6 protein-coding genes are annotated in these 9,810 nt (G+C 31.1%); 1 reads left to right on the forward strand and 5 read right to left on the reverse strand.

Annotated elements, in window-relative coordinates; all coding sequences use genetic code 11:
- Window positions 1-2,599: DUF642 domain-containing protein (locus tag ACIQ11_RS05900; protein ID WP_396153705.1), on the forward strand; the 2,599-nt coding region annotated here is incomplete at its 5' end.
- A 55-nt stretch (window positions 2,600-2,654) separates the two neighbouring features.
- Here ACIQ11_RS05900 and ACIQ11_RS05905 read toward each other — a convergent pair.
- The 5 genes from ACIQ11_RS05905 to ACIQ11_RS05925 all read right to left on the reverse strand — a co-directional run.
- Complete coding sequence (locus tag ACIQ11_RS05905) at window positions 2,655-4,136, reverse strand: hypothetical protein (protein WP_396153707.1); 1,482 nt, start codon at window positions 4,134-4,136, stop codon at window positions 2,655-2,657.
- A 6-nt stretch (window positions 4,137-4,142) separates the two neighbouring features.
- A complete protein-coding gene (locus tag ACIQ11_RS05910; RefSeq protein WP_396153709.1) occupies window positions 4,143-4,589 on the reverse strand; it encodes a hypothetical protein in 447 nt (148 codons plus the stop codon).
- Between the two features lie 29 nt (window positions 4,590-4,618).
- Window positions 4,619-6,565: an OmpA family protein gene (locus tag ACIQ11_RS05915; protein ID WP_396153711.1), complete on the reverse strand. Its 1,947-nt coding sequence runs from the start codon at window positions 6,563-6,565 to the stop codon at window positions 4,619-4,621.
- A gap of 13 nt (window positions 6,566-6,578) precedes the next feature.
- Complete coding sequence (locus tag ACIQ11_RS05920; RefSeq protein ID WP_396153713.1) at window positions 6,579-7,529, reverse strand: type IX secretion system membrane protein PorP/SprF; 951 nt, start codon at window positions 7,527-7,529, stop codon at window positions 6,579-6,581.
- Window positions 7,530-7,533: 4 nt separating this feature from the next.
- The coding region (locus ACIQ11_RS05925) for a gliding motility-associated C-terminal domain-containing protein (protein ID WP_396153715.1) at window positions 7,534-9,810 on the reverse strand (2,277 nt) is incomplete at its 5' end.

Here is a 9,810-nt window from a genome sequence, read left to right on the forward strand (position 1 = left end):
TTATGAAACTGCAACATTCAACACAACTTCTTGTGCTTGGGATGTAACGGGTACACAACCTACTCAACCTACAGTAGCTTGTTACGAAACTGCAACGTTCAACACAACTTCTTGTGCTTGGGATGTAACGGGTACACAACCTGTTCAACCTACATTAGCTTGTTATGAAACAGCAACATTCAACACAACTTCTTGTGCTTGGGATGTAACGGGTACTGCATTAACAGCTTCTGCTACTGCAGGAACTATTTTATGTAATGGTGGAACAACTGACGTAACTGTTAATGTTACTGGTGGAACAGCTCCATATACTGTTTCTCCTTCTCCATTAGGTTTACCTGTTGGACCACATCAATTTACAATTACAGATGCTAATGGATGTGAAACTACTGCTTCAGTAGAAATTACAGAACCAGAAGCTTTAATTGCAACTATTACTTCTTCTAATGGAACTAGTTTCTGTTTTGGAGAAACAAGTACATTAACTGCTTCAGAAGGAACTTCATATTTATGGAACACAGGTGCTACAACAGCTTCTATTTCGGTAAATACTAGTGGGACTTACTCGGTAACAGTTACTAATGCAAATGGTTGTGAAGCGGAAACTTCTTTAATCATCAATACAAATTACTGTAATTTTGCTTGTCCTACCATTGGTAACTTATTACAAAACGGTTCGTTTGAAAATCCATCTAAAAATGGGTACTATGGTTTTGAACAAATGCCATTCTGGACAAATGCAGCTGACGGTAATAAAGTAGAAATTATGGGTGCTAACCTTTATTGTGTTGGTTGTTGGACGCCTCCAGCAAATGGTATTCAATTTGTTGAATTAAATGCAAATCAAAGAGGTAACATTCACCAAGATGTTACAGTATTACCAAATAAAACTTTAGAATTAAGCTTTATGCATAGAGCTAGAGAAAGTGCAGTTGGCGCTGAAAAATTACGTGTAACACTTTCTGATCCAACGAACAATAGTAATGTATATACATTTGATGTAACTGCAGTTCACGGAATTTGGAAAAAAATTACTGGAAATTATGTAACTGGTGCAAATCAAACTTCTGTTAGAGTTAGATTACAAACCATTACTTCATTATATCCAGGCAGTGGAAATTACTTAGATAATGTAACATTAAATTATGTAGATTGTGGTCCGAATACTGCTACAATTATTGGTTCAAATTATATTTGTGAAGAAAATGATGCTACACTTAGTGTAACAAATGCAACAGGTGCTGTAAGTTATTTATGGTCAAATAGTGCTACAACATCTTCTATTACGGTTGATCAACCAGGTAGTTATTTTGTGAAAGTTACGTTTGCAAATGGAACAAGCATTATTTCTGCTCCTTTTGTGGTTGGTGACTTCTTAACTAGTGCAGGTATAAATGGAGCGACATCTTTCTGCTCTGGCTCAACAAATACATTAACTGCAACAGGCGGTAGTATTTATCTATGGAATACAGGTGCTACAACAGCTTCAATTAATGTAACAACGCCTGGTACTTATTCTGTAACTATTTCAAATAGTAACGGATGTAGTATTGAAAAACAAATTGTTGTTACTACTTATGTATGTACGTATTGTCCTGCTTCAAACAATCTATTAGTTAATGGATCATTTGAAAACCCAGCAATAACTTCATCTTGGGGTATAGTTTCTGTACCAAGTTGGTCAAATTTAGCAGACAATAACAAAATTGAAGTACACAAAAATGTATTAGGTATTCCTGTACCAAACGGAAACCAATATATTGAAGTAAATGGTAGTGCTTTAGGTAAAATTTACCAAGATGTTACTGTCTTAGCAAATAAATCGTTACAATTGAGTTTTATGTATAGAGCACGTGCGGTTGCAAATGAATCTATTAAAGTAACGCTTTTTGACCCAATAAATAACTCTAATATTTATTCGTTTAATGTAACGGCTACTCGTAATCTTTGGAAGAAAATTACAGCAAATTATAGTAGTGCGCTAAACCAAACTAAAGTTAGAATTTTAATTGAAGGAGTAACAGGGCAATCTACAGGATCTGGAAATTTAATTGATGATGTTAATTTTAATTACTACGATTGTGCTAATAATAGTTCAGTAGTAATTGGATTTAATGAAATTTGTAATGGTTCATCAACTATTTTATCATTATTAAACAACAATAATATTGTTAGTTATTTATGGTCAACTGGAGAAACTTCACCTACAATTTCAGTGAATCAAGCTGGTAGCTATAGTGTAACTGTTACTTTAAATGATGGAAGCACAATTACTTCTTCAGCATTTAATGTTACAGCTTGTAATATAATTGTAAATAAAATGGCAGAAGAAAAAACATTAGATAAAGTTATAAATTACAATGTAATTTTATATCCAAATCCTAGTGTTTCAACCTTCTCATTAAATTTAGTTTCTGATAGTGATGCTGATGTTGAAATTAGTGTTTTTGATCTTCAAGGAAGAAATATTGAAAACAAAACAATCAGTAAAGACAATCTAAATTCAATTGCGCTTGGTGCTAATTTACCAAGTGGTATTTATAATGTAATTGTTAAACAAGGTGAGAATATTAAATCTCAACGTTTAATTAAAAACTAATTAAATACTAATAAATAGAAAAGGGCTATCTTATTAAGATAGCCCTTTTTTTATGTTAGAAAAATTTAAAAATTAATTTGAAATAGATTTTGAAATAATTATTATAAACTAATTGAGATGCATCATACTTTTTATATATATCATTTTTCAGTTTTGTGAAAACTGCTTTCTCGTTAACAATATGTTTGTTTTTAGAAATTTTAGTTATAGCTTTTAAAATCTCTATTTCAAAATAACTAAATTTAAAATTTGGTCTATATTTTTTCTGTAAATTAGCAATGAACTTTTGAACTAAAGTATAATTTTTTAATTCATAATGAATAATAATATTTAAAAATTCAGCTTGTATAAATTCTTTTGGATTTTGATTAAAACTGTGTTCATTTAAAATTTTATTCACATACTTTAAAGCTAACGAGAAATTATTTGTAAGCACATAAGCTGCAGTAAATAAATAATATGTAGAAATAATATAATAAGGTTCTAGTGTATATCTTTTATCCAACAATGCTCTTTTTAAAACCTCTAAAATTACAAAAGCCTCTTTTGTTTTATTTATATATAAAAGATGTTCTAATTCTAATTGATTAGTGTGTAAAAATATACGTTCTTCTGCAACTTTACTTTGCAGACTAGTAATAGAAGTAAACGCTTTTAATCTTACTAAATCCGAATAAAAAACTTCAGATTCTTTCTTTTTACAAATATCAATTATTCGAATGTAAATTGAAATAAAGTCTAAAGGGTTTTCAAACTTATATTCTTCGTTTTCTTCATAAATTGTAGTCACTTTTTTTAAAAAAACCAACTCATTTTCCTTGTCATTTTTTATTTTATAAAAATTGGCATAAATCAAATTATAAAATATGTTTGATTGTAAGGTGGTTAATGAAAATTTTTGCTTTTCAAAAGGAATTATAACCGCATTATTAAACTCAGAAACAAGTTCAACTTGAGAAATTTTTCCAATAATATTTTTGTAATAATAACTTTTATAATAAAGATCAGTGAGTTCTTTTTTTTCTTTTAAATCATCAAAGTAAACATCTAACTTGTTATTTACTTCAATTGCTCCTAACAATCCTCTTGAATATCCAACGCATTTTTTTTCCCAATTTAAAAGATCAGACAATAAGTTTTTATTTTCATTCGCTAATTTTATTCTTTTTGTTTTGGAAATTAATTGAAGACATTCTTCATATAAACCTTTGTAAAATAAAATTTCAATAGTAATTAAATTTTGTTTAATTTTTAAATCTGATGTCTTTTCAGAATGAAAATCATTCAAACATTTTAAAAGGATTTTAGATAAATAATTAATATCAGAAGAAAAGTTATTGATAGAATAATTTAACTTATTAAGTTCTTTTTTTATTAATTCGTCATCAAAAATAGATTGATTATCTATCAAATCAAACAGTAAAACATATTTGTTTTGACCATTTACAACGTGTTGTTTACAATAAATTTTGAAATATCTTTTCTCATTCATTGATAACGACTTAACAATATTAAATATGGTGTTTTTTGTTGCCATACTAAATTAATATTGTTTTAAAACAAAATGTTTTTCTATATGTTCTTTATCAACAATCATTAAAGAAAAAGGCACAATAGAATAGGTTTGCTTTTCTTTAGTTGTGATTTTATATTGGATATTTACTTTACTTTCTTCTTCAACTAATTTTATAGAAGTAAATTGAGTTGAGAAAAATGTTTCAGGGCAAATAACAACTACAACAAATTCTGTTTCGAAATTAATTTCAGTAGGTTTTCTATTTCTACCCATCACGGTAGCGCTTCCAAAAAAATGATTTAACTCGTTTTGAGAAATTATTTTTTTTGAAACAATCTGCTCTGTTTTAAAAGTATTTTTTACAAAATAATTTTGAGCTTCTCTAAAAGATATTTCTTTTGACTTTTGAGAAGCACACGAAAAAAAGAATATAGCTATCGCTATAAAACTAAATTTTACAAATTTTTTAATCATTGATTTGGGGGTTAAATGTTTAAAAAAAATTATAGCTTTGTTATTATAAATTCGCTACGCCTATTGGCTTGATGTTCTTCTTCTGTACAAGGTATATCGTCTGCACATTTATTTACTAATTGCGATTCGCCATAACCTTTTCCTGTTAACCGTTGGGCTTCAATACCATTTGCAACTAACCATTTTATGGTAGATTTGACACGCTTATCTGAAAGCGCTAAATTATATCCTTTAGTTTGACGACTATCGGTATGCGAGCGAACATCGATTTCCATACTTGGATATTGTTTCATCACTTCTAATATTTTTGCTAATTCCACTTCTGCATCTTTACGAATGTTGGCTTTATCTAAATCAAAATATATAATTTCAATTCCTAACGTTCTTCTTAAATCTCTACCTACTGCAATTGGTTGCAATTTTGGAGTCATAGAAATTTTTAAATCTTTCATATCTGACTCTTTAGTAATGATAACCATATTTTCAACCGTAGCGTAATCCTTTTGTTCAGGTATAATACGGAATTTATTTCCACAATCTACCGAACCAAAATCAAATTTTCCTTCAATATCAGTAATTTCTTCGCCTAATTTTACATAATTTATATCAAACATTACCACTTTAGCCCCCTGAATTGGTTCTTGCGTGTTTGAATCGATAACCACACCATTCAAATTTTGCTGACAATCTTTTGGAACAGGTATGGTTTCAGTACATTTATAAATATCATCATAACCTAAACTGTTTTTTTCTCTATTTGAACTAAAAAAACCATTTTTTGAAGCGGTATCAATAATAAAACTAAAATCATCGAAATTTGAATTCACCGGCTCTCCTACATTTTTTACTTTACCATATGTCCCGTCTTCTTTTATTTGTGTAATAAAAACATCTAAACCTCCCAATCCTGGATGACCGTCTGAAGCAAAATACAATTCGTTTTTATTGGATATAAACGGGAACGTTTCTCTTGCTTCTGTATTAATTTTATCACCTAAATTAACTGGTTTACCAAAAGTTCCATCATCAAGTATTGCAACTTTATAAATATCAGACATACCTTTAGTGCCTGGCATATTTGAAGAAAAATACAATGTTTTTTCATCTGGAGATAATGCTGGATGTGCGCAACTAAACTCGTTACTATTAAATGGTAATTCAGAAACGTTGCCCCATTCCTCTCCATTTTTTGTTGCTTTATATAATTTTAGTAAAATGCCTTTATTACTATCTCTTCCTTTTTTACCATTTAAAAAGTTGTTTCTGGTAAAATACATCGTCATTCCATCATTTGTAAAAACGGGAGTAGATTCGTGGTATTTTGAATTAATTTTTTTTGAAAATTTCTCAGGTTCAGACAAATTTCCATTGTCTGTAATTATTGAACTGTAGATATTTGTATATGACTGATTGGTCCAACTGTGCTTTTTCACAAAAACACCACCCGTATCTCGTGCAGAGGTAAAAACCAAGGTGTTTTTATAAAACGAAGTGCCATAATCAGAAAATTCTGAATTAATTCCTGCATTTTGTATGTTATATCTTCCCGAATTGTTTTTAATTTCTTCCAAATAATCATATTGCTCTTTAGATAACATTGCGCGTACATCAGAAGTATTTGCTTCATTAAAAAGCGCCATCATAGCATCGGCTTTTTTATAATCGCCAACTGCTTTTAATGTTTGAGCATATCTAAAATAATATTCTGAATTTAATTTTTCATTTAATAAAAACAAATCGTTATACCAGTAATTAGCTTCTCTTAATTTAGATTGAAAGTAATAGGAATCACCAAGTTTACTAAATAATTCAACAGATTTATATCCTTTTTTGGCTACTTTTTCATATGTTTTAATGGCATCTACATATTGAAAATTTTCATAATTTGAATTTGCTTTTTTCAGTTGTACTTCTTGAGAATAACCAAAAAAAGTCAAAACCAATAAACAAATTTGAATACTATTTTTTATTTTCATATTATTTATCATTTTAGAAAAATCTTGGTGAAATAATTTTTTCTTGTTTCCCTTTAAACTCGTATCTTAAAAAGATTTCGTGCGAGCCAGAGTTATAATTGGCTAATTTTGTAGTATCAGAATCATATGTATATCCGACAAACCAATTACTGTCAATTTGAAAACCAGCCAATGCACTTGCAGCTGCGCTCCATCGCCAAGCTGCACCAAGCACAAATTTATCGAAAAACATAAAATTAGCGGTTACATCTGCTTGAAGTGGCGCTCCTTTTACGGATTTAATTAAAAATGCGGGTTTAAATTTTGTCGTTTCTGACACATCAAATACATATCCACCAATAAAATAATAATGTAGTGCATCTTTAGCCACTGAATTAGTATTGTCGTCAAAATGTTTGGTCTCTAAAATAAAAGGCACAGAAACACCAGCATATAATTTATCGGAATGATAATAAACACCCGCTCCAATATTTGGTGAAAATTGATTATCTATATTATTTTGAAACTTTGGATCGTTTTTATCGTATTTATTAAGTTTAGTATAATCTACATTTAATAAACTGGCGGAACCTTTAATACCAAAAGATAGTTTATAGTCAACTGAAGTATTAATGGTATATGAAAAATCTGTGGAAACTGTATTTCGTTCTGAAATCCCTATTTGATCATTAGAAACTGTAAGTCCTAATCCAACTCTTGAATTCTCAATTGGTGAATGAATTGATGTTGCCGCTGTATTTGGCGCGCCTTCTAGCCCAACCCATTGCGCTCTATACATTCCAAAAACACTCATCACGCCTCTTGAACCCGCATAAGCAGGATTTACATTTATAGTATTATACATATATTGAGTAAACTGGGGATCTTGCTGCGCTACTAAATTAGTAGTATTTAGCAATCCTATAGTCACAATCAAAATGAATTTGATAGATATGACAATACTTTTTATTTCTCTATTCATCATTTAATTATTCATTTTGAATATAAATATATCCTATTTTTTCAATATTTTCTTTTGTTCTTCCGTATAAATCATATTCGTATTTTAAAATATACCAATAATCCCCGGTAGGTAATTTTTCATTTCTTGAAATGGTAGATCTACCGTCGGAAAATCCTCTGAAAACATTATTTACATTATCATAGTATGCAGCATCAAAAACAATTACGCCCCATCTGTTTACAATTTGAACGGTGTTATTTGGATAACATTCTAATCCTTCAATAATAAATACATCATTTAACCCATCACCATCAGGAGACAAGGCATTATATGGTGTAACGTAACAAGCTAAGTAAACCGTTTGGGTAATTTCTGTTTCATTACCACATGAATCAGTTGCCGTCCAAGTTCTTTCTAATCTATATTTGTTTGTACAATCTCCATCTATCTTAACTTCTGAATAAGTTACTGTAGCGCTTCCACAATTATCTGTTGCGGTTAAGACTGGAGCCTCTGGAATGCCATCACACTTTGCAAAAACTTCAATTGTTGGAAAACTTCCAACAAAAACTGGTGGTGTTGTGTCTTGAATTGTTATTTGTTGCGTATGCGTTTGTGAATTTCCACAAATATCTGTTGCCACCCAAGTTCTAATAATACTGTAATTATTCGGACAAGTACCCTGTATATTTTGTTCTGTAAAATTAACTGTAACTACTGAAGTACAATTGTCTGTTGCAGTTAATCTTGGTGCTGATGGAATAGTTTGGTTACATTCTAAAGTAATATTTTGAGGTAAAATACCTGAAAAATCTGGCGGAGTTGTATCGCTAATCGTGATGGTTTGAGTTGTTGTTACTGCATTGTTACAAGCATCCTTTATTGTATATGTTCTTGTAAATACAATCGGACAAATACCTGTTGCATTACTATCTATACTCGTAACAACTAAATTCGCATCCGTAGTACAGTTATCTGAAATCGTTACTCCTGCTAATTCTAACGCAGCTACTGTGGTCATTGCTGCTGACGGATCTGTTAGTGGGCAACCACTTATATTTACTGATGTTAAAGTGCCTATTATAACTGGTGCAGCCGTATCGTTTATGGTAATTGTTTGAATAGCTGTTGTGGTATTGTTACAACCATCTTTTATTGTATACGTTCTTGTGAAAGTAATTGGACAATTTCCTGTAGCCGTTCCATCTACACTAGTAACTACTAAATTAGTATCCGCTGTACAATTATCTGAAATTGTTAAGCCTGCAGTTTCTAATGCAGCTACTGTAGTTAAGGCTGCTGGCGCATCAGCTGTAGTACAACCATTTGCATTTATTGCTAGCAATATACCTGTAACAACTGGGGCAGTCGTGTCTTGAACGGTGATGGTTTGTACAAAATTAGTACTTGTATTGCCACATCCGTCTGTAAAATTCCAAGTACGAACTCTTTGGTAGGCATTTGCACAGGTTGTACTTGTTGTGGTTACATCACTCACTAAATTAATAGTTGGCAATGCAGTGCAATTATCAGTGGCAACCGGTACTTGTGCTAATGAAGCAGCTATTGCGGTTGCATTTGAACATTCTAAAATGGCATTTAAACTTGCTGGTACTGTTGTTACAACTGGGGCAGTCGTGTCTTGAACGGTGATGGTTTGTACAAAATTAGTACTTGTATTGCCACATCCGTCTGTGAAATTCCAAGTACGAACTCTTTGATAGGCATTTGCACAGGTTGTACTTGGTGTAGTTACATCACTAATTAAATTAATGGTTGGTAATAAAGTACAATTATCAGTGGCAACGGGTACTTGTGCTAGTGAAGCAGCTATTGCGGTTGCATTTGAACATTCTAAAGTGGCATTTAAACTTGCTGGTGTTGTTGTTACAACTGGGGCAGTCGTGTCTTGAACGGTGATGGTTTGTACAAAATTAGTACTTGTATTGCCACATCCGTCTGTAAAATTCCAAGTACGAACTCTTTGGTAGGCATTTGCACAGGTTGTACTTGGTGTAGTTACATCACTAATTAAATTAATGGTTGGTAATAAAGTACAATTATCAGTGGCAACGGGAACTTGTGCTAATGAAGCAGCTATTGCGGTTGCATTTGAACATTCTAAAGTAGCATTTAAACTTGCTGGTGTTGTTGTTACAACTGGGGCAGTCGTGTCTTGAACGGTGATGGTTTGTACAAAATTAGTACTTGTATTGCCACATCCGTCTGTAAAATTCCAAGTACGAACTCTTTGATAGGCATTTGCACAGGTTGTACTTGGTGTAGTTACATCACTAATTAA

The sequence above is a fragment of the Flavobacterium sp. genome, from assembly GCF_044361065.1.
Taxonomy (GTDB): Bacteria; Bacteroidota; Bacteroidia; order Flavobacteriales; family Flavobacteriaceae; genus Flavobacterium.

Coding starts and splice junctions, on each gene's coding strand:
- ACIQ11_RS05910 (WP_396153709.1), bottom strand. CDS start 4,589: ATGATTAAAAAATTTGTAAAATTTAGTTTTATAGCGATAGCTATATTC.
- ACIQ11_RS05915 (WP_396153711.1), bottom strand. CDS start 6,565: ATGAAAATAAAAAATAGTATTCAAATTTGTTTATTGGTTTTGACTTTT.
- ACIQ11_RS05905 (WP_396153707.1), bottom strand. CDS start 4,136: ATGGCAACAAAAAACACCATATTTAATATTGTTAAGTCGTTATCAATG.
- ACIQ11_RS05920 (WP_396153713.1), bottom strand. CDS start 7,529: ATGATGAATAGAGAAATAAAAAGTATTGTCATATCTATCAAATTCATT.